The organism is Actinoplanes sp. GCM10030250, assembly GCF_042666575.1.
GTDB lineage: Bacteria > Actinomycetota > Actinomycetes > Mycobacteriales > Micromonosporaceae > Actinoplanes.
The window spans coordinates 42,417-64,616 of record NZ_JBHTDO010000039.1 but is presented as its reverse complement, the minus strand read 5'-3'; the positions used below and the strand labels follow the sequence as shown (position 1 = coordinate 64,616).

At 70.6% G+C, this 22,200-nt stretch carries 22 protein-coding genes; 12 read left to right on the top strand and 10 right to left on the bottom strand.

All coding sequences use genetic code 11. The annotated features are described in order from the left end of the window. Nucleotide 1: 1 nt before the first annotated feature. The 3 genes from ACFQV6_RS36215 to ACFQV6_RS36205 are packed head-to-tail and all read left to right on the top strand — an operon-like array spanning nucleotide 2 to nucleotide 2,723. On the top strand, nucleotides 2-658 hold the full coding sequence (locus tag ACFQV6_RS36215; RefSeq protein ID WP_378032196.1) for a DUF624 domain-containing protein: 657 nt from the start codon (nucleotides 2-4) through the stop codon (nucleotides 656-658). Further along, the gene (locus tag ACFQV6_RS36210) at nucleotides 655-1,848 is read left to right on the top strand and encodes a glycoside hydrolase family 88 protein (RefSeq protein WP_378032195.1); all 1,194 of its coding nucleotides are present in this window, start codon (nucleotides 655-657) and stop codon (nucleotides 1,846-1,848) included. The genes ACFQV6_RS36215 and ACFQV6_RS36210 overlap by 4 nt, the downstream gene beginning before the upstream one ends. Next, on the top strand, nucleotides 1,842-2,723 hold the full coding sequence (locus ACFQV6_RS36205) for an SDR family oxidoreductase (protein ID WP_378032194.1): 882 nt from the start codon (nucleotides 1,842-1,844) through the stop codon (nucleotides 2,721-2,723). The genes ACFQV6_RS36210 and ACFQV6_RS36205 overlap by 7 nt, the downstream gene beginning before the upstream one ends. A 320-nt stretch (nucleotides 2,724-3,043) precedes the next feature. On the opposite strand, the gene ACFQV6_RS36200 is transcribed toward ACFQV6_RS36205, so the two are convergent. From ACFQV6_RS36200 to ACFQV6_RS36185, 4 genes are all read right to left on the bottom strand, one after another. Beyond that, the gene (locus ACFQV6_RS36200) at nucleotides 3,044-3,763 is read right to left on the bottom strand and encodes a VOC family protein (protein WP_378032193.1); all 720 of its coding nucleotides are present in this window, start codon (nucleotides 3,761-3,763) and stop codon (nucleotides 3,044-3,046) included. Between the two features lie 201 nt (nucleotides 3,764-3,964). Then, a complete protein-coding gene (gene purU, locus ACFQV6_RS36195) occupies nucleotides 3,965-4,888 on the bottom strand; it encodes a formyltetrahydrofolate deformylase (RefSeq protein WP_378032192.1) in 924 nt (307 codons plus the stop codon). A 164-nt stretch (nucleotides 4,889-5,052) separates the two neighbouring features. Beyond that, nucleotides 5,053-5,445, bottom strand: a complete 393-nt coding sequence (locus tag ACFQV6_RS36190; protein WP_378032191.1) for an HPF/RaiA family ribosome-associated protein — start codon at nucleotides 5,443-5,445, stop codon at nucleotides 5,053-5,055. A 133-nt stretch (nucleotides 5,446-5,578) separates the two neighbouring features. Next, nucleotides 5,579-7,357 carry a carbohydrate-binding module family 20 domain-containing protein gene (locus ACFQV6_RS36185; RefSeq protein ID WP_378032190.1) on the bottom strand — a complete coding sequence of 593 codons (1,779 nt, stop codon included), beginning with the start codon at nucleotides 7,355-7,357 and terminating at the stop codon, nucleotides 5,579-5,581. Nucleotides 7,358-7,514: 157 nt separating this feature from the next. On the opposite strand from ACFQV6_RS36185, the gene ACFQV6_RS36180 reads away from it, so the two are divergent. Next, nucleotides 7,515-8,012 (top strand): flavin reductase family protein, encoded by a 498-nt coding sequence (locus ACFQV6_RS36180; protein WP_378032189.1) that lies wholly within the window; start codon nucleotides 7,515-7,517, stop codon nucleotides 8,010-8,012. Nucleotides 8,013-8,088: 76 nt separating this feature from the next. Continuing rightward, the gene (locus ACFQV6_RS36175; protein WP_378032188.1) at nucleotides 8,089-10,365 is read left to right on the top strand and encodes a putative bifunctional diguanylate cyclase/phosphodiesterase; all 2,277 of its coding nucleotides are present in this window, start codon (nucleotides 8,089-8,091) and stop codon (nucleotides 10,363-10,365) included. Here ACFQV6_RS36175 and ACFQV6_RS36170 read toward each other — a convergent pair. Then, nucleotides 10,338-10,559, bottom strand: a complete 222-nt coding sequence (locus ACFQV6_RS36170) for a CDGSH iron-sulfur domain-containing protein (protein WP_378032187.1) — start codon at nucleotides 10,557-10,559, stop codon at nucleotides 10,338-10,340. The genes ACFQV6_RS36175 and ACFQV6_RS36170 overlap by 28 nt on opposite strands. 74 nt (nucleotides 10,560-10,633) lie before the next feature. Here ACFQV6_RS36170 and ACFQV6_RS36165 point away from each other — a divergent pair, with 74 nt between their 5' ends. From ACFQV6_RS36165 to ACFQV6_RS36155, 3 genes are read left to right on the top strand one after another with little or no spacing between them, the layout of a single operon-like run. After that, the gene (locus ACFQV6_RS36165) at nucleotides 10,634-11,632 is read left to right on the top strand and encodes an iron-containing redox enzyme family protein (RefSeq protein WP_378032186.1); all 999 of its coding nucleotides are present in this window, start codon (nucleotides 10,634-10,636) and stop codon (nucleotides 11,630-11,632) included. Beyond that, on the top strand, nucleotides 11,629-12,546 hold the full coding sequence (locus tag ACFQV6_RS36160; protein WP_378032185.1) for a methyltransferase: 918 nt from the start codon (nucleotides 11,629-11,631) through the stop codon (nucleotides 12,544-12,546). The genes ACFQV6_RS36165 and ACFQV6_RS36160 overlap by 4 nt, the downstream gene beginning before the upstream one ends. After that, nucleotides 12,543-13,622: a glutamate--cysteine ligase gene (locus ACFQV6_RS36155; RefSeq protein ID WP_378032184.1), complete on the top strand. Its 1,080-nt coding sequence runs from the start codon at nucleotides 12,543-12,545 to the stop codon at nucleotides 13,620-13,622. The genes ACFQV6_RS36160 and ACFQV6_RS36155 overlap by 4 nt, the downstream gene beginning before the upstream one ends. Here ACFQV6_RS36155 and ACFQV6_RS36150 read toward each other — a convergent pair. The 4 genes from ACFQV6_RS36150 to ACFQV6_RS36135 are packed head-to-tail and all read right to left on the bottom strand — an operon-like array spanning nucleotide 13,612 to nucleotide 17,662. Further along, nucleotides 13,612-14,856, bottom strand: coding sequence for an EAL domain-containing protein (locus ACFQV6_RS36150; RefSeq protein WP_378032183.1), 1,245 nt, complete (start codon nucleotides 14,854-14,856; stop codon nucleotides 13,612-13,614). The genes ACFQV6_RS36155 and ACFQV6_RS36150 overlap by 11 nt on opposite strands. Nucleotides 14,857-14,883: 27 nt before the next feature. Then, nucleotides 14,884-15,564 (bottom strand): cupin domain-containing protein, encoded by a 681-nt coding sequence (locus tag ACFQV6_RS36145; RefSeq protein ID WP_378032182.1) that lies wholly within the window; start codon nucleotides 15,562-15,564, stop codon nucleotides 14,884-14,886. After that, on the bottom strand, nucleotides 15,561-16,481 hold the full coding sequence (locus tag ACFQV6_RS36140) for a PmoA family protein (RefSeq protein ID WP_378032181.1): 921 nt from the start codon (nucleotides 16,479-16,481) through the stop codon (nucleotides 15,561-15,563). Before ACFQV6_RS36140 ends, ACFQV6_RS36145 begins: the two co-directional genes overlap by 4 nt. Next, entirely contained in the window at nucleotides 16,478-17,662 is a 1,185-nt protein-coding gene (locus ACFQV6_RS36135; protein WP_378032180.1) for a Gfo/Idh/MocA family protein, read from the bottom strand. The genes ACFQV6_RS36140 and ACFQV6_RS36135 overlap by 4 nt, the downstream gene beginning before the upstream one ends. Nucleotides 17,663-17,891: 229 nt before the next feature. Between ACFQV6_RS36135 and ACFQV6_RS36130 the strand changes: the two genes are divergently transcribed. After that, nucleotides 17,892-18,581 carry a carbonic anhydrase gene (locus ACFQV6_RS36130; protein WP_378032179.1) on the top strand — a complete coding sequence of 230 codons (690 nt, stop codon included), beginning with the start codon at nucleotides 17,892-17,894 and terminating at the stop codon, nucleotides 18,579-18,581. A gap of 83 nt (nucleotides 18,582-18,664) precedes the next feature. Here ACFQV6_RS36130 and ACFQV6_RS36125 read toward each other — a convergent pair whose 3' ends face one another. Continuing rightward, nucleotides 18,665-19,549, bottom strand: a complete 885-nt coding sequence (locus tag ACFQV6_RS36125) for a DUF6910 family protein (protein WP_378032178.1) — start codon at nucleotides 19,547-19,549, stop codon at nucleotides 18,665-18,667. A 405-nt stretch (nucleotides 19,550-19,954) separates the two neighbouring features. Here ACFQV6_RS36125 and ACFQV6_RS36120 point away from each other — a divergent pair, with 405 nt between their 5' ends. From ACFQV6_RS36120 to ACFQV6_RS36110, 3 genes are all read left to right on the top strand, one after another. Then, on the top strand, nucleotides 19,955-20,806 hold the full coding sequence (locus ACFQV6_RS36120) for a family 43 glycosylhydrolase (protein WP_378032177.1): 852 nt from the start codon (nucleotides 19,955-19,957) through the stop codon (nucleotides 20,804-20,806). Between the two features lie 67 nt (nucleotides 20,807-20,873). Next, entirely contained in the window at nucleotides 20,874-21,251 is a 378-nt protein-coding gene (locus ACFQV6_RS36115; protein WP_378032176.1) for a YccF domain-containing protein, read from the top strand. Nucleotides 21,252-21,381: 130 nt separating this feature from the next. Continuing rightward, nucleotides 21,382-22,122 carry an ABC transporter ATP-binding protein gene (locus tag ACFQV6_RS36110; RefSeq protein WP_378032175.1) on the top strand — a complete coding sequence of 247 codons (741 nt, stop codon included), beginning with the start codon at nucleotides 21,382-21,384 and terminating at the stop codon, nucleotides 22,120-22,122. Nucleotides 22,123-22,200 lie beyond the last annotated feature (78 nt).

Below are 22,200 nucleotides of genomic sequence, written 5' to 3'. Positions count from 1 at the left end.
GATGCGGATCCGCCACGAGACGTTCACGGTGGTACTCGATGCCGCGTACGTCTTCCTGATGACCAACCTGATGCTGAGCGCGTCCTGCGTACCCCTGCTGGTGATCTTTCTGCTGACCGACCCGGCAGAGACCTGGCCGCTGCTCGCCCTGCTCGCACCGATGGCCGGGCCCGCGCTCTGCGCGGTGTTCACGGTGCTCGCGCGGTACACCGACAGCAGTGCCACGACGGTGGTCGCGACCTTCAGCCGGGCCTGGCGTGCCACCTGGCGGCGCGCCACCCTGGTGACCGCCGCGGCGACCGCGCTGATCGTCGTCCTCGGCGTCGACATCGCCGCCCTCTGGGGCCGCCCGGCCGGCGCGGTCGCCATCCCGGTGCTCGCGGTCACGATCGTCCTGGTTGCCGCCACCACGCTGCTCACGCTGGTGCTGCTGGTGGAACGCCCCGACGTGCGGCTGCGCGACGCCGCCCGCGCCTGCGCCTACCTCGCGGTGCGCCGCTGGTACCTGACCGCGATCTCGCTCGCCGTGCTCACCGTGCTCCAGGCCCTGCTGGTGAGCCGCCCCGCCATCGCCGCCGGACTGGCCGCCGCCCCGCTGCTCTACGTGGTCTGGGCCAACAGCCGATACACGTTCACCCCCGTGAAAGGACGTTCATGACGGTAACCGACGCCGAGGTTCTCAGCACCGCCGTGACCGCAGCCCTGCGCACCATCGACACGAACCTCGCCGCATTCGGCGACCGATACCCCGGCGACACCACCGTCCAGGGCAGATACCGGCTGCGCCCGGCCACCGGCGACGTGCCCGAAGGCGGCAACGTCGGATGGACCACCAGCTTCTGGCCCGGCATGCTCTGGCTCGCCTGGGACCTCAGCGGCGCCGACGTCTACCGCCGCGCCGCCGAGGCACACACGGCGAGCTTCGCCGACCGCGTCCACAACGGCGTCGACCTGGACACCCACGACCTGGGCTTCCTCTACACCCTGTCCTGCATCGTCCCGTGGCAGCGCTCCGGCCGGTCACCCGCCCGCACCGCCGCCCTCGCCGCCGCCGACCACCTGCTCTCCCGCGTCCTCGAACCGGCCGGCATCATCCAGGCCTGGGGCGACCTGACCGACCCCCGGCAGCGCGGCCGCACCATCATCGACAGCCTGATGAACACCCCGCTCCTCTTCTGGGCGAGCCGCACCACCGGCGACCCCCGCTACGCGAACGCCGCCCGCCGGCACACCGCCCAGCTGCGCGACCACATCCTGCGGCCCGACGACACCACCTTCCACACGTTCTACTGGGACCCGGAGACCGGCGAGCCGTTACGCGGCGAGACCGAACAGGGGAACTCGGACGACTCGTGCTGGGCGCGGGGGCAGGCTTGGGGGATCTACGGGTTCGCGCTGAACTACCGCTATACGGGTGACGTGTCGTTCCTGCGGGCGGCTCAGCGGTGTGCCGGGTACTTCCTCAAGCACCTGCCGGCCGACCGGATCGCCTACTGGGACCTGGAATTCGGCGACGGCAGCGGTGAGGAGAGGGACAGTTCGGCGGCGGCGATCGCGGTCTGCGGGCTGCTGGAGCTCGCCACCCAGTCCGGGGTGGGGACATACCGGGCGGCGGCCGGCGACATCCTCCAATCTTTGATCAACGGGTACGCGACGGCGCCGGGATCGACGGCTTCGGACTCGACGGCGCCGGACTCGACGGCTGCGGGCTCGACGGCCTTGCTCCTGCACGGCGTCTATGACAAGCCCAAGGGTGTCGGTGTGGACGAGGGCAACCTGTGGGGCGATTACTTCTATCTGGAAGCTCTGGCCCGAGTGACCCTCCCGGACTGGACGGACCCATGGTGAACTTCCGTCTCGACGGTCGGGTCGCCCTGGTCACCGGCGGCAACCGAGGCCTCGGCGCGGCGGCAGCTTCGGCGCTGGCCTCGGCGGGGGCGTCGGTGGTGGTATTGACCCGCACGGATGATCCGGTTCCGTTCCCGCAGGTCCGGTGCGATTTGGCCACCGCGGGACCGGCGGAGATCGCCGCGGCGGTGCACACGGTGCGGGACATGCTGGGCCGCTTGGACATCCTGGTGAACAACGCGGGGATCATCCGGCGCGCGCCCGCTCTGGAGACGACGGCAGCAGACTGGGACGACGTGCTCCGGGTGGACATCGACGCCGTCTTCTACCTGTCCCGCGCCGCCGGCCGGGTGATGATCGCCCAGGGCTCGGGAGGTTCGGGCGCGGGCTCGGGAGGTTCGGGCGGTTCGGGCGCGGGCTCGGGCGGCTTGGGCTCGGGTGGTTCGGACGGCGCGGGTTCGGGTGGTTCGGACGGCGCGGGTTCGGGTGGTTCGGACGGCGCGGGTTCGGACGGCGCGGGTTCGGGCAAAATCATCAACATCGCTTCGATGCTGTCGTTCCAGGGCGGGCTCCGGGTACCGGCCTACGCGGCGGCCAAACACGCGGTGGTCGGCCTGACCAAGGCCCTGGCCAACGAGTGGGCGGCCCATGGGATCAACGTCAACGCGATCGCACCCGGCTACATGTCCACCGACAACACCGAGGCCCTGCGCGCCGACCCAGCCCGCAACGCCGCCATCCTCGACCGCATCCCCGCCGGCCGCTGGGGCACACCCGACGACCTCGCGGGCGCGATCATCTTCCTCGCCTCGGACGCCGCCCGCTACGTCCACGGCACCGTCCTGCCAGTCGACGGAGGCTGGCTGGCACGCTGAACAGCCGCCACACTCGGCGCCCGACCCCCGCTCGGGACAAGAGGCGCACACGTTGGAGTTCGGTGCGCGTCTACCCACGTCATAGGCATGACCAGCGCACACGCAACCTCAACGTGTGCGCCTGCGGCTGCCAGCGCGCGGCTACCCGACCCCTGGCCGCCAACGCCCGGCCGCCGACGCGTGCCCGCTCGGCAGTGCCCGCTCGGCACGCAGCCGCCGCTCGGCACGCAGCCGCCGCTCGGCACGCAGCCGCCGCTCGGCGCGTGACCGCCCCGCGCGCAGCCGCCCCGCGCGCAGCCGCCCGGCGGGTATCGGTTCGGTCAGGCTTCTGAGTTCCAGACGAAGCAGAAGGGCTTGCCGGCGGGGTCGGCGTAGACCCGCCAGTTGTCGCCCTCGCCCGGGAGGCGGGTGGCGCCGAGAGCGAGCGCCTTCGGCTCGGCGGCTGTTGCGTCGTCGACGTGGATGTCGAGGTGGAACTGTTGGGGGTGGGCGGGGTCGGGCCAGCGGGGTGGTGAGTAGTCGGTTACCTGCTGGAAGAGGAGGGGCCGGGAGCCGTCTTCACCGATCATGGCCATGCCGTCGGCCTCGTAGGTGACGGGTTTGCCGAGGAGTTCGGCGTAGAAGGCGCTCAGGGTCTTGGCGTCGGGGCAGTCGAGCATCACGCCCATCAGCGTGGTGCGGGGGTCGTCGGCGTTGATGCACAGGTCGAACGGGTGGCCGGCTGGATCGGTCAGGGTGTGCCAGCGTTCGTTGCGGCGGAGCAGGGTTGCGCCGAGTTTCTCCGCGTGGGCGGTTGCCGCCTCCAGATCGGGCACCCGCAGGTCGAGGTGGGCCTGCTGGGGGTGGGCGGGATCCGGCCAGTCAGGCGGGACGTGGTCGGGTGCGGACTGGATCGCGATCCGCCAGCCGTCGTCGGTGGTCATCGTGATCCACTCGTCGTCGGCATAGATCTGCGTCCAGCCGGCCAGCTCCTGGTAGAACCGGGCCAGGGCGGTGATGTCGCCGGCGTCCAGCACGACGGTTTTCAAGGTGCCGATCATCGTTTCTCCTCCGTCAGGCGTCGACCCATAATCGCCCACGGGTACGACAAGTTCCGCCCCTCCGCAACTGCCGACGGCGAAGGGCGGGCGACGGCGGGCGACGGCGGGGCGGAAACGCGTACAAGAAAACGGTGTTGATCTTGATTGGTGGGAAGAGTCAGCGGACCCGGGCGGATCGACCGCCACAAGGGGCGGGGCGCCTTATTGGAAGACGATCGTGTGGTTGCCGTGGGGGATCACGCGGTCTTCGCTGTGCCATTGGACGGCGCGGGAGAGGACTGCGCGTTCCACGTCGGCGCCGCGGCGCTGGAGTTCGGTGACGGTGTGGGCGTGGTTGACGCGGACCACGTCCTGCTCGATGATCGGGCCCTCGTCGAGGTCTTCGGTGACGTAGTGGGCGGTGGCGCCCACCAGCTTGACGCCGCGCTGTTTGGCCTTGGCGTAGGGGCCGGCGCCGATGAACGCGGGCAGGAAGCTGTGGTGGATGTTGATGATGGGTACGCCCACCCGCTCGATGAAATCGCCCGACAGGATCTGCATGTAGCGGGCCAGGACGATGAAGTCGACGTTGCCGGCCAGCAGGCGCAGGTGCTGGGCCTCGGCGGCGGACTTGTCGGGGCCCGCGGAGGGCACGTGGAAGAACGGGATGCCGAAGGAGCGGACCTCGTCGGCGGTGTCGGGGTGGTTGGAGATGACCATCGCGACGTTGATGGGTAGTTCGCCGCGGCGGTGGCGCCAGAGGAGGTCGAGCAGGCAGTGGTCGGCCTTGGAGGCGAAGATCGCAACCCGTTTGGGTACGGAGAGATCGCGCAGCGTGTATTCCAGGTCGAAGCCGTCGGTGAGGTGTTCGCGCAGGTCGTGTTCGATGTGCGGTAGCGCCGCCTTGAGGCCGGGCTTGCTGAACACGGTGCGCTGGAAGAACGCCCCTCCGTGCGGGTTGTCGGAGTGCTGGTCGAGCGACACGATGTTCGCCTCGTGCTTGCCGAGCACCGCGCTGATCGCCGCCACGATCCCGGTCCGGTCGCGTCCGTGCACGATCAACACGGCCTGGTTCGCGGTGGTGCCGGCCGGCGTGAGAGGTGCGGTAGGCGTGAGCGGTGCGGGAGTGTGCTGGGTCAGGGTCACGGGTCGGGCGTCCTTCCGTCAAGATCTCGCCGTGCTGGTCGCGGGACATACTCCGGGGCGACGGTGCACGGAATCAGGCCGGGGGCGGCGTTTCCCACCTGTTTGAACGAGTGTCCTTGAACATGGCTCCGCCCCGGCGGTGGGCCGGGGCGGGGACGGGTGGATCAGGGCTCGAGGGTCTCCAGCAGGGCCGCGTCGGGCTGCGGCACCTCGCGCAGGTGGCGGTTGTGCCGGGGCTCCTGCTTGGTCTTCGAGTCGTTCAGGCGGCGGCGCAGGTCGTCGCGGCAGTCCATCACCGCAGCGTGCAGATCTTCCTCGCTGGAGGTGGTGACGACCTTCTCGCGGCCGCTGATCCAGCACTCCAGGGTGACCTTCTGACCGCGGGCACCACGGTCCTTCACCGAGATCTCGAGCTCGGTCGTGTCGGCGTGGAACGCGGCGAGCCGTGCGTCCAGGGTGGCGCACTGCTCGGCGATCCAGGTGCGGTCACCCTGCGAGAATCCGGCACCCACCCGCAGGCAGTCCTCAACGGTGGCGGGATCGGCGACAGCACTCATGAGACCTCCTAGATCCGGCTAACGGGACAGGAGACCTTCTACCCACGACCCCATCTCCCGAACCCGGAAAGCCCCGGAAGATGGACCCGGCCCCGCGCCGGAGGGGCAGCGCGGGGCCGAAGGGGAAAACGGCTTAGTTGCGCCAGGTGTCGTTGAGGGTCACTCGGCCGCTTGCCGGGACTGTTGCGGTGCGGTTGGCGCCGGATTCCCAGGTCACCGAGCCGTCACTGTTCTTTCGCAGGTACTTGTACTCGAACGACGTACCGGCCGGCAGCGACACCGTGCCGCTCCACACCGGGTAGGTAGCGGAGGAAAGAGCCACCGCACTCGCCGGCGCCCAGTTGCCGAGGGCCGGCTGATTGCCGACCACGAAGATGTTCTGCCCCACCGACGTGGTGGCGTTGACGCCGAAGGTCGCGCCCGAGGTCGAGGCCGGCGGCGAGGTGGAAGGTGTCGAGGTGGTCGGGGCCGGCCCGCTGGCTCCGACGTACAGGGCGATCGCCTCACCGGCCGGGATGGTCGCGGTGAACTGACCGGACGAGTTGACGGCATAGGTCGTACCGGAGCAGCCGCCCCCGCTGGTGGGATCCCCGTGCTGAACGTCGCAGTAGTTCCCCGCCGGCAGCGACGTCTGGAACGTCCTGCTCAGCGCGCTGCCCTCGTGGTTGATCGCCACATATCCCCGGTTACCCCGGCTGAAGGCGATCTGGTCCGCACCGTTGCTCCACCAGTTGGTCACGGCGGTGCCGGAGACCGCGTTGCGGAAGCCGACCATGTTGCCGATCTGGCGCCAGGCGTGCTGGCATTTCCAGCCGTCGGCGTAGCAGGCGTTCACCGTGCCGCCGTTCGGCGGGCCGGCGTCGTGGTTGCTGAACTCGTAGCCGGAGTTCACGTCGGGCGCGCCGTACGGCCAGGCCAGCGTGAACACCTGGGCCAGCGTGTACGCCGAGCCGTTCTTGTAGTTGAGCGTGTCACCGACCCGCTCGGTGTCGTGGTTGTCGACGAACACCGCGGCCTGGTTGCTCGGCAGGTAACCCCACGAGGCGCCGAAGTTCGACAGGTAGGCGAGGTTCTCGCTGAGGAAGATCCGCTTGAGGTCCCGGGCGAAGCGGAACTCCTGCACGTCGCCGAGGCCGGTGTACTCGGTCGGCTGGACCGCCTCGCCGGCGCCGAAGATGACCTCCTGCTTCCAGTACGCCCCGGTGTTGCTCAGCTTCGACTTGATGCCGGCCATGTCGGCGGCGGCCATGTGCTTGGCGGCGTCGATCCGGAAGCCGTCGACGCCGAGCGACGCCAGGTCGTTCATGTAGCCGGCGATCTTGCCGCGGACGTAGTCGCTGCCGGTGTTCAGGTCGGAGAGGTTGACCAGCTCGCAGTCCTGCACGTTGGAGCGGTTCGCGTAGTTGCTGATCGCGGTGCGGCAGGAGTGGAAGTCCTGGTCGGAGTAGAGGCCCGGGTAGTTGTACTTGGAGTACGACGTGCCGCCGGTGCCGGTGCCCGAGCCCGCGCTCATGTGGTTGACCACGGTGTCGGCGATGACCTTCACGCCCGCGGCGTGGCAGGTCTTCACCATGGCCGAGAACGCCGCCCGGTCACCGAGCCGTCCGGCGATCTTGTAGGAGACCGGTTGGTACGACGTCCACCACTGGCTGCCCTGGATGTGCTCCTGGGGCGGGGAGACCTGAACGAAGCCGTAGCCGAGCGGGCCCAGCTTGGTGGTGCACTCGCGGGCCACCGACGCGAAGGTCCACTCGAACATGACAGCGGTGACGTCCTTGGAGCCGGGCGGGGAGGCGAAGGCGTCGGGGCCGCTGACGACCGAGGCGAGGCCGAAGCCGCCGATGCCGACGGCGAGTGTGGTGGCGGCTAGCGCGGTGGCGAGCCGGCTGCGCCGGGGGGATGAGGTGTCCACATGGATCTCCTGATGGGGGAGGCGGGGATCTCTTGCAGCAACAAGCCTGAAACTTTCTGAAAATACTTGCGACAAAAGATAGATACCTGTTGGCAACCCGTCAAGAGTCCGGTCCTCGATTTGACCTCAAGCCGAGTTGAGGTTTTAGGGTCGCCACGTGCTCAGCGAACGGTTCAAGGCCGCGTTCCGCCGCTACCCGACCGGGGTCGCGATCATCTCGGCTGCCGGACCGGACGGACCGGCGGGCCTGACCGTCTCCAGCGTGGCCTCGGTGTCGCTCGACCCGGCGGCCCTGTCGTTCTCCGTGATGGGCTCGCCGTCGGCGCGGGCCGTCGTCGAGGCGCCCAGCTTCGTGGTCAACCTGCTCGGCCACGAGCACGCCGGCCTGGCGCACGACTTCGCCCGCAGGGGCGGGCCGCGTTTCACCCCCGAGCAGGGCTGGGACGTCCTGCCCACCGGCGAGCCGGTCCTGCTCGGGGCGCTCGCCCGCCTGCGCGCCGCGCCACTGCACCGGGTCCCGGTCGGCGACTCGACGGTCGTGGTCGCGGCGGTGCTCGAGGTGATCCTCGGGCCGGAGGGCGCACCCCTGATCCACCACGCCCGCGAGTACACCACCGCCCTCGCCGGGATTTTGTGGGAGACGAAGACGGCCTAATCCTTGGATCTCCCCCGCACGGTCCGATCCTTCGTGGGAGAACCCCATCGCGGGGACCCAGGGAGGATGAGTGCGGATGGCGTTCCACAGCCTCCGGCGGGACCCCGTGCTGCGCGCGCTGATCGGCGTCACGCTTCTCGGCAGCGTGCTCTTCTTCGTCCTCGCCGGGCATCCGGTACGCCAGATGCAGGTCTACTGGCTCGCACAGGTACCCCTGGACGCGGCTCTCGCCACCGGCGCCTGGCGCCTGCGCGGGCTCGCGCACGTCCGCTATCGCCGGTTCTGGTCGATGATCAGCTTCGCCGGTGCCGCCTTCACCGTCGGCGACTCGGTCCAGGCGGTGCAGACGCTCGTCGCGCCGGGCCCGGCCTCGCTGACCGGCAACACGTTCCAGACCGTGCTGTTCGCGATCGGGATGTGCAGCAACGTGGTCGCCTGCCTGATCTTCCCGCAGGGGCTGCGTACCTACCGGGAGAAGTTCGTCTTCTGGCTGGACGCGACCACCGTGCTGGTCGGCGGCGGCGTGGTGGCCTGGTGCTTCGCGTTCAACCCGGTGTCGGGCAGCGACACCGACCGCCTGAACGCGAGCGTCACCGCCGCGCTGGTGCTCGTCGCGACGTTCTCGGCGACGAAGGTGGCGCTGATCAAGAAGCCGCCGATGGCCAGGATCGCGGCCTGGCCGATGGTGGCGGCACCCATCGTGCAGGGTGTCAGCACGTTCCTGCCGGGCGCCTTCCAGAGCGTCGACAACCCGTACGTCTTCGTGATCCGGTTGCTGCCGTCGGTGCTGATCGCTGTCGGACCGCGGATCCAGGAGATCGTGCTGCGGACCAGCGACCCGCAGGAGAACATCAAGCGCCGGCCGTACAGCCTGCTGCCGTACGGAATGATCGCAGTGACGTTTGTGGTCTTCTTCCTGATGCTGCCTGATCGGGCGTCCTCGCAGCTGGTGGGCGCCACGATCGGCGTCGTGGTGATCACGTGCCTGGTCGCCGGCCGGCAGCTCGTCGCCTTCCACGACAACATGGTGCTGATCGGGCGTCTCGACGGTGCGATGGAGGAGCTGCGTGTCCGCGCCTCCTACGACAGCCTGACCGGGCTCGCCAACCGCGCGCACTTCAGCGAGGCGATGCTGGACGGACCGGACGACGTCGCGGTGCTCCTGATCGACCTGGACGACTTCAAGACCGTCAACGACACGATGGGTCACGCCGCCGGCGACGCCCTGCTGGTCACCGTGGCGCAGCGGCTGCGCGAGGCGGTCCGCGGGAACGACGTGGTGGCCCGGCTCGGCGGTGACGAGTTCGCCGTCCTGCTGCCCGGCGCCGGTCCTGCGGATGGAGGGCTGGTGGCCGAGCAGATCCTGCGCAGCCTCGGCGAGCCGATGGACGTGCAGCAGCACACCATCGTCACCCGGGCCAGCGTCGGTGTCACCGGCTCCCGGCCCGGTGACGACCCGTCCACGCTGCTCAGCAACGCCGACATCGCGATGTACGAGGCGAAGCGCCGCGGCAAGGGCATGTGGGTGGAGTACACCGACGAGATGGGCGCCCGGATCAGCGCCGAGGCGGTCCTGATCCGGGAGATGACCCAGGCCATCGAGGCCGACGAGTTCACCCTGGTCTACCAGCCCATCGTGCGGCTCGCCGACGACCGGATGACCGGGGTGGAGGCGCTGATCCGGTGGAACCACCCCACCCGCGGGCTGGTCTCGCCGGTGGAGTTCATCCCGGTCGCCGAACGTACCGGGCAGATCGTCGCGATCGGCCGCTGGGCGCTGGGCGAGGCCTGCCGGCAGGCGGCCGAGTGGCGGCGGGCCTTCCCCGACGCCGAGCCGCTGACCGTCGGTGTCAACGTGGCCGGCCGCCAGCTGCGCGACCCCGCCCTGGTCGGCGAGGTGGCCGCGCTGCTCGCCGCGACCGGGCTGCCGGCCGGTTGCCTCAGCATCGAGGTCACCGAGACGGCGGTCCTCGACGACGAGGAGTCGAACGAGGCGATGCTGGCCCTGCGCGGCCTCGGCGTGAAGCTGGCCCTCGACGACTTCGGCACCGCCGCGTCATCGCTGGGCCTGCTGCTGACCTGCCCGGTCACCACCCTCAAGCTGGACCGCTCGTTCGTCGAGTCGATCACCACGGTGGGCCGCCAGGCGGCGGTCGCCACTGCGGTCAGCCAGATGGCCCTGGCGCTGGAGTTCGCCTCGGTGGCCGAGGGCATCGAGACCGAGGAGCAGCGCGACCTGATCCGGGAGCTGGGTTACGAGTACGGCCAGGGCTACCTCTACTCCCGGCCGGTCCCGCCGGAGCAGATCAGCGCTCGCATGAACGATCAGGAGCTGCGCGGTGCGGGGGTCTGACGGCCGGCCGCGGCGCGGAAGCCGACCGCCTTGTGGGTGCCGTCGCAGAACGGCTTGATCGCGGACCGGCCGCACCGGCACAGCGCGACAGTGCCGCGTCCGGGATCGATCGGCTCGCCGTCGGGCGTACGCAGCTCGAAGTCGCCCCGCACGATCAGCGGGCCGTCCTCGTAGGGGACGATGGAGGTCGACATGCCTGACAGATTCCCTGGAACGCTTGTCGGAAACAGATCGTTTGCGGCCCCGTAACCGGGGAAGCCAGAGGCCCATGAAACTTCCCGCACCTCGGGGGCCGGTGTCGGCCGCACTCATCGACGTTCTGAGTGGGAAGGGTGGCGCCCTGCCGCGCCGGCCCGGTCCCTGGGACCACGAGGACCTGCACCTCACGCTCTTCGTCTGCTACGAGCTGGCGTACCGGGGCTGGGACGGCGTCGACGACGCGTGGGAGTGGGACGTCCGCCTGCTACGCCTGCGCGCGGCGGCCGAGGCGCAGTTCGAGGCCGAGCTGTACGCGCTCGCGGGCCCGCCGTCGCCGGTGGACCCCGAGTCCGTGCCGGGGGCGTTGCGGGAGCTGACCGAGTCCGACGACGGGCCGTCGCTGTCCGGGCGGCTGCGGGGACGGGCGACGTACGAGCAGTTCCGTGAGTTCGTCATGCACCGCTCGATCTATCACCTGCGGGAGGCCGACCCGCACACGTTCGCGATACCGCGGCTCGCCGGCGACCCGAAGGCCGCTCTGATCGAGATCCAGCTCGACGAGTACGGCGGCGGCGTCACCAACCGCATGCACCAGGAGCTGTTCAAGCAGACGATGCGCTGGTTCGACCTGGATCTGACGTACGGCGCCTACGTCGACTCGGCCGGCGCGGCGACCCTGGCGACGAACAACGTGATGTCCTTCTTCGGTCTGCACCGGCGCCGCCGCGGTTCCCTGATCGGTCACCTCGCCGCCTACGAGATGACCTCCACCAAGCCCAACCGCTCGTACGGCAACGGCCTGCGGCGGCTCGGCGGTGACGAGGTGGCCACGGCCTTCTACGACGAGCACGTGGAGGCCGACGCGGTGCACGAGCAGATCGCCGCGTACGACCTGGCCGGCTCGTTCGCCCGGTCCGAGCCGGAGCTCGCCGGCGACGTGCTGTTCGGTGCCCGGTGCGCGCTCGCGCTGGACGACCTGTGGGCCCAGGAGGTGCTGGACGCCTGGGACGCCGGGGAGTCGTCGCTGCGGACGGCACACAGCGACGCCGTGGAAAGGGTGGCCGCATGACGCTCGTGGAACTCGGCAGGGAGCTGCGGGACTCCGGATATCACTTCACCACGGTGACTCCGGCGACCCACGAGCGGGTCAACCGCCGTCCCGGCAACGAGCGGGCGAAGAGCCTGCGTGACGTGCTGGGATGGAGCCGCCCGTTCGAGCCCGGCCTGCTGCCGGACCGGATCGTGAAGCTGCTCGACGCCGCCGGCGCGCTGGCGACCACCGGCGACGGGCTTCAGCGCAGCCTGGTCCGGTTCTCCAGCTACGACGACGAGATCTTCGTGCACTCGGCGTTCCCGACGAATGCCGAGGACTCGGTGTTCTTCGGCCCGGACACCTACCGGATGGCCGACGCCGCGGCGGCGCACGTCGAGGCGCGGAGCCGGCCGGTGCGGCGGGCGGTGGACATCGGCTGCGGTACCGGTGCCGGGGCGATCACGGTGGCCAAGCGCGCGCCGGGCGCGGAGGTGCTGGCGGTCGACATCAACCCCGAGGCGCTGCGGTTCGCCCGGGTCAACGCCGAGCTGGCCGGTGTGAGCACGGTGCGGCCCTGCCACAGCAACCTGCTGACTGACGTCGACGGGACCTTCGACCTGATCATCTCCAACCCACCGTTCATGATCGACCCGGCGGGGCGGGCCTATCGCGACGGGGGTGAGCACGGCTACGAGCTGTCACTGTCGATCATCGGCGTGGCGGCCGAGAGGCTGGCCGAGGGCGGGTCGCTCGTTCTCTTCAGCGGCACCGGCATCGTCGAGGGACAGGACCCGTTCCGGGCGGCCGCGGCCGAGCGGCTGTCCGAGACTGATCTCACGTGGTCCTATCGGGAGGTGGATCCTGACGTCTACGACGAGGAGCTGGACGGCCCGGCCTACGCCCACGCGGAACGCATCGCCGTCGTGGTGCTGACCGCCACCCGCCCGTGAGGACGCCTCTCACCGTCGGCGTCGAGGAGGAGTTCCTGCTCCTCGATCCCGAGACCGGCGAGAACGTGCCCGCGGCACCGGCCGTCCTGGACGAGCTGCCCGCGGCGCTACGGGAGCACAGCCGCCGGGAGTTCCGGCACAGCATGTTCGAGATGGTGACGCCGGTCTGCACCACGCTGACCGAGATCGAGCAGCACCTGCGACGGCACCGGCGGGCCGCCGCGAGCGCCGCCGAGGCAGCCGGCTGCCGGCTGGTCGCGGCCGGCGCCACCCCCGTCGGGGAGCCGCAGCTGACCGTTTCTGACAACCCGCGTCACCGCGCGATCGCCGAGCACTACGGGCCGATCGTGCGGGACCCGGCAGTCTGCGGATGCCATGTGCACGTCGGCGTACCGGATCGGGAAACAGCCGTCCGGATCGGCAACCACCTGCGGATATGGCTGCCGGTGGTGCAGGCGCTCAGCGTCAACTCACCGTTCCACGCCGGCGCGGACACCGGTCATGCGAGCTGGCGCTCGATGCAACTCGATCGGTGGCCGACCCTGGGACCCACTCCGGCTTTCCGGTCGGCGAAAGATTTTGATCGTACGGTCGACCTGCTCGTCGCCTCCGGCGCGATGCTCGACGAGTCCCTGGTCCTCTGGTACGCCCGCCCGTCGGCGGCCTATCCGACGCTCGAGGTCCGTGTCGCGGACGTCTGCCTCACCACCAGCGACACCGTGCTGCTCACCGGCCTGATCAGAGCCCTGGTCGCCACCGAGCCGGCCGCCACCGACGACGTGCCGGACGAGGTCCTCCGCGCGGCCCATTGGAACGCCGCACACCAGGGCATGGACGGCACCCTGCTGGACCTGCGGCAGGCCCGGGCGCGACCGGCGTGGGACCTGGTCGGCGACCTGGTCACCGAGGTCACGCCCGCGTTGCGGCAGCACGGTGACGAGGACCGGATCCGGGCCGAGCTGACCCGGGTGCGTGCGGAGGGCACGGGCGCGCGGCGGCAGCGGGAGCTGTTCCGGCGTACCGGATCACTCCCGGACATGCTGACCGAGCTGGCCCGGCTGACCGTCAGCTCGTGAGCAGCGCCGGCACCTGAACCGGTGCCAGGTGGTGCAGCAGCGAGCGCGCCGCCTCCACCACGAGACCCCGATCGTGCGTCAGGGCGAACTCGAACCGCCGTGACCCGTCCGCGCCGTCGTCCCCGAGATCCCGCGCCACCAGGGCGGCCGCCCGGTGCGGCCCGACAACGATGACGTTCCACTCACCGCGGAGCCGGTCGTCGCCGAGGCACGCTCCGCGTACTCCCGGCACGGGCTCCGCCGTGAGGCCCGCGCCCAGCGCCGCGACGAGCGGGCTGTGCCTCGCGACCCGCTCGAAGCGCGTCGCGGTGTGCGCGGTGAAGTGCCGCGCCTCCTGGAAACAGGCGAGCAGGACCGGCGGCTCCGTGCCGCTGCCGGCGAGTGCCTCCAGGTGCCGGCTCAGCGGCATGAGCTGCTTCTTCGTGGTACTCGTGACCGGGCGCACCGCACTGACGATCTCGAACGGCGTCCGGCCGCCCCGCGACGGCGGAGGCAGCAGCGGCAGGCGGGCGGCGGGCGGCAGGACCGGCGGCAGCGGCGCCGGCCGGCCGAAGTGCCAGCCCTGCCCGACCGTCGCGCCCATCACCCCGGCGATCTCCAGCTGCCGCTCCGTCTCGATGCCCTCGGCCAGCACGATCGCGCCGCTGGCCTCGGCGTACGCGTAGACCGCAGCCACCACCCGCGCGGTGGCCGGGTCGTCCGGTGCCCGCAGCAGACCCATGTCGAGCTTGACCACGTCGGGGTGCACGAACGGCATCAGCGCCAGCGACATCGGGTCCGCGCCGACGTCGTCGAGGGCGACACCCCAGCCCGCCTCACGGCAGTTCTCGGCGGCCGAGAGCAGGGCGGCCGGGTCCTCGGCGATGACCCGCTCGGTCATCTCGGTGACCACCCGCAGCCGGTGGCGTGCCTGGTCGACGACGGGAGCCAGGTCCGCCGGGCACTCGGCCCGCCACGCGGTCGGCTCCATGTTGACGAACAGCGTAAGGTCCGGCCCGAGGCCGCCGGCGAGCGCGGCGCGGTAGGCCACGGCACGGCAGATCCAGTCCAGCTCGGCTTCCCGGCCGGCCGCGCGGGCCGCGGCGAACAGGGCCATCGGTGATTCCCAGGCAGTGCCGGCCGGGCCGCGGCTCAGCGCCTCATATCCCAGGACACGGCCGGTGGCCAGGTCGATCAGCGGCTGGAAGACCGGGGTGACGGCGCGCAGGTCGAGCACGTCGTGGATGTGCTGCATGAAAGACACGATCGGCAGCCGTGCCGATTACTGAACGAATCTCACCTCGTGTGTACGTAATCGGCCACACATGCCGAGACGGTCGGTGTCGCTCTGCGGCGATTCGAAGACACCCGCCTCCCGCAGGTGAGCGCCGTCGCCGCTGCTCAGCGCGTCGAGCACGGCCTCCGTGCGCCGAGCCTCCGCCGCCGCGGTCGCCTCCCACAGCTCACGCCACCCGGCCACATGTGGCCTGATCAGGGCCGTCGCGCCGGCGTAGAACTCCGCCAGGGCCCGCCGGTCGGTCACCAGCCGCAGGAAACCCTCGACCGCGAGCTCCCGGCGCTCCGGCACCGGCAGAGCGACCGCCTCGCGGTACCGCCGCGGATCGGCGATCACCTCCGGCGGGAAGGTCATCACCGCGTCGCCGGCCTCGGGCAGCCCGGCGTTGGACATCACCACGATCACCCGCAGGTCGCCGTGGTTGACCGCGCGATGGATCGTGCCGGGCGTGAACCAGACCGTCTGACCCTCCGCGAGCGGTGTCGTCCGGTGACCGGAAACGTTCAGGGTGTGCAGTTCACCGGCGCCGCCGATCACGACGTAGGCCTCGGTGGAGGCCAGATGCACGTGCGGGGTCCCGCCGGCCAGGCCGTCCGCGGCGCAGCGATCCGGATAGACCGTCAGGCGCGTCACCGAGGTGCCGCCGGGGAACGGGTGGCCGGTCACCGTGCTGCCCCGGCCGCCAGGGCGTTTCTTCCAAGATCAGCGAGGGTACGGGCGAACGACTCGCCCTGGTCACCGTCGGCAACAACAACCGCGTACCGGAAGGTCAGGCTCTCCCCAGCGGGCAGGTCGAGCTCCTCGCTGAAGAACGGCGCCGGGTTCAGGCAGGCGAACTCCGCACTGCGCGTGAACCACTGCGGTGGATGGTGCGGGTTGGCGGTGTCGTCGACCATCACGATCGTCGACGCGGTGTCCGTACCGTCGTGGCGGCCCCGGAATGCGAACCACTCGGCCCGCTTGCCGCGCAGGTCGTCGGCCCCGCTCCCATCGGGCGACAGGACCGTCCCGCCGGTGAACGAGCGCGGGCCACGCCAGAACAGGCCGCCGTACCCGGCGTTCTCCCGGCCCTTCGTGGTGGGCGAGGCGAAGGTCAGCGTGCCGCCGGAGACGTTCGTCATCCGCGTCTCGAACACCAGCGTCCAGCTGTCGTCACCGGCCAGCGCGGCGGTGAGCGACCGGTCCTCGGTGATGACCGGCGCGCCCTGCTGCGAGGTCCAGTCCAGACTGTGCGCGACGATGGCGGAGTCGCCGGTGGCCGAGAGCTCGGTCATCTCCCGGTGGGTGGCGCTGCCGTTGTTCTCCAGCTGCACGTAGAACTGGCCGTGCACATAGGTCGGGCCGCCCCAGAAGTTGTGCTCACCGACGTGGGGCAGGCTCCAGGCGATGCCCTTGTGCCAGACGTGGTCGTGCGGGCGGAAGAGCGAGACCAGGTGGCCCGCCCGGGTCCGGATCGGGTGCAGGTAGGGCTTCGGTGACTCCAACTGCGGGGTGTCCGGCCGGTAGACGTACGTGAAGAGGCCGACCCCTCCGGCGGAGACGGTGACCGACTCGTCCAGGCGGTGATCGACGGTGACGCTCATCGGGCACGCACCGGGGTCCACGGCGCGCCGGTCCCGTCCATGCGGGCGGCGAACGGGCTGCCCGGGCCGATCTCGCCGCTGCGGACCGGCGCACCGGTGAACGCCGACGCGTAGAGGGCGGCCACGAACTCCATGGTCCGTCTCGTCTCCTCCAGGGTTACCGGTGGCGGCGTGCCGGCGTCGAGAGCGTCGAGCACCGCGGCGAGCTGCTCGGTGTGACCGCTCTCCGCCTCCGACGGGTCGGCGGCCCAGCGGGCGGCTACAGCTGAATGACCGGGGACGGGCGTCACGGTCCAGTCGGCGTCGCGGTAGCCGTACAGGTGGTCCAGCTCGACGGTGGCATGCTCGAAGTCGAACCGCAGGCGGGACGTCTGCCGGGGCGAGACCACCGAGTTGACCACCGAGGCCAGGGTGCCGTCGGCGAAGGTCACCAGGGCCATCGACACGTCCTCGGTGTCCACCTCACGACCGCGGCGGGCCGCCACGGCGGTGACCTGCTCCCACGGTCCGAGGACGGAGAGCAGCAGGTCGAACTGGTGAATGCCGTGCCCCATGGTCGGGCCGCCGCCCTCGGTCTCCCATCGGCCCCGCCACGGCACCTCGAAGTAGGCGGCGTCGCGGTACCACTGGGTCTCGCAGGTGGCCAGCAGCGAGCGGCCCAGCTCGCCGGCGGCGGCCATCTCGCGCAGCCGGATCGCGCCGGCCCCGAACCGGTGCTGAAAGACGGTGGCCACGAACGGCCCGGTCCCGCGCGACGCCCCGGTCCCGCGCGACGCCCCGGTCCCGCGCGACGCCCCGGTCCCGCGCGACGCCCCGGTCTCGCGCGACGCCCCGGTCTCGCGCGACGCCCCGGCCAGGGTGTCGAGCTCGGCCAGCGACAGCGTCGGCGGCTTCTCGACGAGCACGTTGACGCCGGCGCGCAGGCACTGCAGGGCAAGCGGGGTGTGCGTCGACGGCGGCGTGCACAGGTGCACGAGGTCCACTCCCTCGTGCAGCAGCGCGGCCAGGTCGGGGACGGCCCGCGCGTCCCAGGCGCCGGCGAAGGTGCGGGCCCGCCCGGCGTCCACGTCGACGACGGCGGTGAGCCGGATCCGGTCCTGGTGGTCCTTGAGCGCCTGGGCGTGGGCGGCGGCGATGGCACCGGTTCCGACGATGGCCGCGCGATATCGGGTTTCGGACACGTTCCGCTCCTCCTCGCCGAGCGTCACTGCCGCGGACGGTTGACGCCAGGTTTCAGCCTGCCGGAAAGCGCATTCCCACGCATCCTGTCAGCCTGGTTGTGCGGCGGTCAACGGATGCGGTGGAACGATTCAATACATCCTACGGCCATGTGATGATCACGATAGATGTCTAGGCCGCGCGCCCGGACCGGAGAAGGATTTCGGCATCCCTCGATACTTTGGAGATCCGATGCTGGAGTCATCACTCCGCCGCCGCGCGCTCTTCACCGCGGGCGGCGCCGTTGCGGGTTCGCTAGCCCTGGCCGGGTCGGCCACCGCCACGGCAAGGCCGCCGGCGACCCCCCGGGCCGCGATCAACGAACTGCTGACCGGTAACCGGCGCTTTGCCGCCGGTCACGCGCGCCACCCACACCAAACCCCGGATCGGGTACGTGAGGTCGCAGCCGGCCAGCACCCGTTCGCGGTGATCCTCGGCTGTGCCGACTCCCGCGTCTCCCCCGAGATCATCTTCGACCAGGGCATCGGCGACCTGTTCGACGACCGGGTGGCCGGCAACATCGTCGACGACCTGCTGCTCGGCAGCATCGAGTACGCGCTCGAGGAGTTCGTCCCGCCCCTGCTCCTGGTCCTCGGCCACGAACGCTGCGGTGCCGTCTCCGCCACCATCGACGCGGTCCGCACCGGCACCCAGCCGCCCGGCCACATCGCCGCCATCGTCGACGCGCTCCGCCCGATCGTCACCCCGTACGTGAACTCCCCCGACGCGGTCGACCTCTCCGTGCGCGCCAACATCCGCGCCCAGGTGGCCGCCGTGGTCGAGCAGAGCGACATCGTCCGCGAGAAGGTGGAGCAAGGCCAGACGGTGGTGGCCGGCGCCCGCTACGACCTCGACTCCGGCCTGGTCACGCTGGTCTCCTGAACAGGCGCCGCATCCCGGCCGCATGCACGGATCGCGGCCGCGGTCGCGGTCACCGGCTCAGCCACGGGCGGTCAGAGCCGCGGTCACCAGGTCAGTCGCAGGTCGAGGCGCCGGGACGGCACGTCGGGGTCGTCCGCGTCGACTACCGCGACCAGCCGCACGCCGTCGGCCCGGGATTCCGCGACTGCCAGGCCCTCGACCTTGTCGGCGGCGGGCAGCGCGGCGACGGCGAGCACCGCGTCGTCGTCGAGCAGTGCCACCGCCGCGCCCACCACCGGGCCATCGTCCACCGCGTTCGGGGTGTCCTCGGCGGCGGCGCTGACCAGCACCCGGCCGCCGGGCAACGCCACCGCGTCGGTGATCGCCAGAGCGACACCGTCGATCGCGCCCAGGTCGTAGCGTCGCACCGCACCCACTGCGATCGCGTCCGGTTCGCCGGTGCCGGTCAGTGCGGCCAGCAGCCCCGCAAGATCGACGTCGACGCTGCCCGTCGGCGCCCCGGCGGCCAGGTTCGCCCGCTGGAACCAGCGCAGCCGATCACCGACCAGGCAGGCACCCTCCAGGTTCAGCTGGTCCTCGTGCAGGCCGAGTGCGGCGGCGACCGCGCGGTACAGCGGGGTCAGGTCCGCCACGGTGAAGGACGGGCCGAGGCGCACCAGAGAGGCACGCATGCGGGCCGGGGACGATCCGGAGCCGAGCAGCAGCACACCCGAGCCGACGTCGCAGGCCGCCTCGAAGTCAGGCTTCAGGTGCTTCGTGCCGGCGTCCGTGCTGAACACGTCATAGCCCTCGACCGGTTCCACCACACGCACCGCGGTGGTGGAACCGGGGCGTACCCAGGCCGCGTGCGAGGCGTCGTCCTGGACCACCAGCCAGCCGTCGCCGAAGGGCGCGATCGCCGAGGCGGCCCGCACCGGCGAGTTGTCGTCGAACGTCATCACCGACGTGCCTGACACATCCAGTCGCACTGTCCCGCCCTCCGCCGCACCCCCGGTCGCGTCCATCCTCGCTGACCGCGGGCTCGGCGGCAGTCGGTTGCATCGACGTGTCTTGACAGCAATGTTGTGATCGTTAACATAGACGAAACATGAAGTCCGGGTACGCGTTTCGGGCCATTCGCGCACCCGCCCCCCGCCATCGGCTCGCCGGCACCGCGCCACCGCCGGGAAACGTGAGCCGCCATCCCGTGTCCTGCCGCGCCTTCGCGGCACGAAGGGGAGCGCCATGCCCACGCAGCACCGGAAACTCGTCCACCGGACGATTTTCACCCTCTCCGTCCTCATCCTCACTCTCGTCGCCGGACTGACCGCGATCGAGGCCGGCCGGTCTCTCGTCCGCTAGTCGAGACCCTGTTAGCGCTCACCGGAGGCGTTATGAAACGTTCCCTGATCGCCCTGCTCGCCGTACTGCTCGGTGCCCTGGTGGCGCCGCAGCCCGCGCGTGCCGCGACCACGCTGATCTACTCCACGTTCAAGGGCGACGGTGCGGCCGACCAGGAGTTGTGGATCTACCAGTCCACGAACGGCGGCACCAGTTACAGCGTGCTCTCCGACACCAACTTCCGGGGACCGACGGGCGTCCTGCGGGATCCGAGCATCCTCAAGTACAACAACCGCTACTACATCGCGTACACGGTGCAGTCCTGGACGACGAACTCCACCTACTTCAACATCGCGACGAGCACCAACCTGACGTCCTGGTCGAACGTCGCCAGCGTGCCGGCCGGCATCTCGGGCGCCAACTACACGTGGGCCCCCGAGTTCTACGTGGAGAACGGCGTCGTCCGGCTCATCACGAGTGTCGCCTCGACCGCCTGCGCGTGGTGCTTCCGCCCGTACGTCTACACCGCCCAGAACAGTGCCCTGACCTCCTGGAGCGGCCCCTCGCAGATGTGGGGTCTCGGCACGAACCACATCGACACCTTCGTGGTGAAGTCGGGCAGCACCTGGCACGCCTTCACGAAGAACGAGACGACCAAGTACATCGAGCACTGGACCACCACGGCGAACCTCTACGAGGGCTGGGTCAACCGGGGCACCCTGTGGTCCTCCGGTTACGAGGGCCCGTCGCTGGTCCGGCTCGACGACGGCCGCTGGCGCATCTACGTCGACAAATACACCAACGGCGGGGTGTGGACGGCCACCAGCTCGGACCTCAACAGCTGGACCGGGTTGAGCGCCGTCGGCTGCTCCGGCTGCCGGCACGGGACAGCGACCGTACGGTGAAGCCCCGCTTCGCCGGCTGAACGGCCCTCACCGGTTCGGGGTGGCGGGCACCCGTCACCCTGAACCGGTGAGACTGATCCTCAACGTCCTCTGGTTCATCTTCGGCAGCGGCTTCGTGCTGGCCCTCGGGTACGGGCTCGCCGCCCTGATCTGCTTCCTGCTGATCGTCACGATCCCGTTCGGCGTCGCCTCACTGCGGCTGGCCGTCTACGCCCTGTGGCCCTTCGGCCGCACGATCGTCGACCGCCCCGGCGCGAACGTACCCTCCGGCATCGCCAACATCGTCTGGCTCCTGGTCGCCGGCTGGTGGATCGCGCTGGCACACATCGTCGCGGGCGTCGCCCAGTGCGTGACCATCATCGGCATCCCCTTCGGCATCGCCAACTTCAAGCTGGTCCCGGCCGCCTTGTGGCCCCTCGGCCGCGAAATCGTCGAACTACCCTGACCGGCGAATCGCTGGCGCTGACGGTCGGTGAGATGGGCGCCCGGGGTGGTCAGGGGTAGGGTTTTCTCCCCCTGGAACCCGGGTGCAGGCGTCAGCGATTCCGGCCGCCCGAATCCATAGCGTCAACGGCATGACGACGACAGTGGGAACCACCGCGGCGGTCTCGCTGCGCGGGGTGACGCGCACCTACGGGCGCGGGGGTGCCGCGGTACGGGCGGTCGACAACGTGGATCTGGACCTGCCCCGTGGCGGGTGGACCGCGGTGATGGGGCCGTCCGGCTCCGGCAAGTCGACCCTGCTGCACCTGGCCGCCGGGCTGGAGCGGGCGGACTCCGGGCAGGTGGTGGTCGGGGGTACCGACATCACCCGGGCCGGCGACGCCGCGCTCACGGATCTGCGGCGGACCAGGATCGGGTTCGTCTTCCAGAGCTTCAACCTGATCGGGTCGCTGAGCGCCGAGCAGAACGTGGCGCTGCCGCTGAGGCTGGCGGGCCGCAGCCCGGGCCGGGCCGAGGTGCGCGGGGTGCTCGCCGCGGTCGGGCTCGCTGACCGGGTGCGGCACCGTCCGCGGGAGATGTCCGGCGGTCAGCAGCAGCGGGTCGCGATCGCCCGGGCCATGGTGACCCGGCCCGAGGTGCTGTTCGCCGATGAGCCGACCGGCGCTCTGGATTCGTCGTCCGCCCGTACCGTGCTCGATCTTCTGCGTGCCATGGCAGACGCCGGACAGAGCATCGTGATGGTGACCCACGACCCCGCCGCGGCGGCGCAAGCCGACGCCATCGTCTTCCTCCGCGACGGCCGGGTGGTCGACCGGATGGCCGGAGCGGACATCCACGCGGTCGCCGAACGACTCGCCGCCTGGGAGCACTGAGATGCAACGAGCTCAGATGCAACGAGCTCAGATGCAACGAGCTCAGATGCAACGGGTGAAGTGGCCGGAAACGCGCAC